This is a genomic window from Bradyrhizobium sp. P5_C11_2 (genome assembly GCF_054049755.1).
Genome location: NZ_JBFULT010001093.1, coordinates 1 through 1,027 on the forward strand (window position 1 = coordinate 1; position 1,027 = coordinate 1,027).

The following is a 1,027-nucleotide window of genomic DNA, read 5'->3' on the forward strand; positions in this document are numbered from 1 at the left end:
CCCTAAGGCAGACCGGTGCGCCTGCGCCACATCACGGACCAGTCTTCGTTGTTTGGTGTGTCGGGTTGTCCCTGCGGAGCTTGATTGAAGCCAGCAAGGACGCCGCCGGAAGACGCAGGCCACGATCCGAATCGTTGCTCGAAGTTGCTTTGCGGCGGGGTCGGAAACGACGCATCGGGAGGAATAAAAGGCACCGACACACCATCACTCGAATTGAAGGCGGATCGATCCGATTGTCCGGCAGGCATTCTTCTCAGGACCCGCACATCTTCGGGACGGGTCGCAGGGACAAGGTCCGCGTCCTGGAGATACCGTTGATGCTCCGAAACGTAAGCGGGCGAGCTCGGCGCAGGCACCTCTCGTTGCTTCCAATATGCCTGAGGATCGAGACGATTCCCGGCGGCGTCGATCAATTGATAATGAAGATGATGATCACCACTCTCCGCGTACTTCTCGCGCACTCCCATGTTGCCCATCGTGCCAACCATCTGCCCCGCGACAACCCGATCGCCGATGCTGACGTATTGCCTGTGCGTGTGCAGTAGCTCGTGTGACACGCCATCTGCATCCCTGATCGCTATCCGACCTGCAGACCCTTCGTCTGCATTCGTCACGATGCCATCGACCGGAGAGCGAAATGCGGGATGCCTCAGATTGATCCTCTGCTGTCCGTTTGGTCCGACGTAGTAGTTCGCATCCACGCCACGATGAGGCGACGTGCCAACGTCCCGGATCGCACCGTATGGGCTGGTCGTGTGCGGTTGAAAGCCGTCGGTCGGTGGCAATATCCGTCGCAGAGCATCTTCCCAAGACGTATGAATTTCCTCTTCGTTGAATGGACTGCGGCGGACCAGGCAATGCAAATTCGTACGGCACTTGCTCAACCCATGGTCGACGCACTATTCTCGATTCCCGGGGCGCCCTTCTGACAGCCCGCCGCGAAACCTTGCGCAGGAATGGATTCGTGAAACTGAATTGGATCAAGCGCTTTACCTCGTTGTCGATGCTTGCCACGCTCTTGCTGTCG

The 1,027-nt window shown here is 58.3% G+C and carries 1 protein-coding gene; it reads right to left on the reverse strand.

The genetic code is table 11. The features are described 5' to 3' along the window. Positions 1-2: 2 nt before the first annotated feature. Entirely contained in the window at positions 3-701 is a 699-nt protein-coding gene (locus ACXJL8_RS41890) for a M23 family metallopeptidase (protein WP_456623837.1), read from the reverse strand. Positions 702-1,027: the final 326 nt, after the last annotated feature.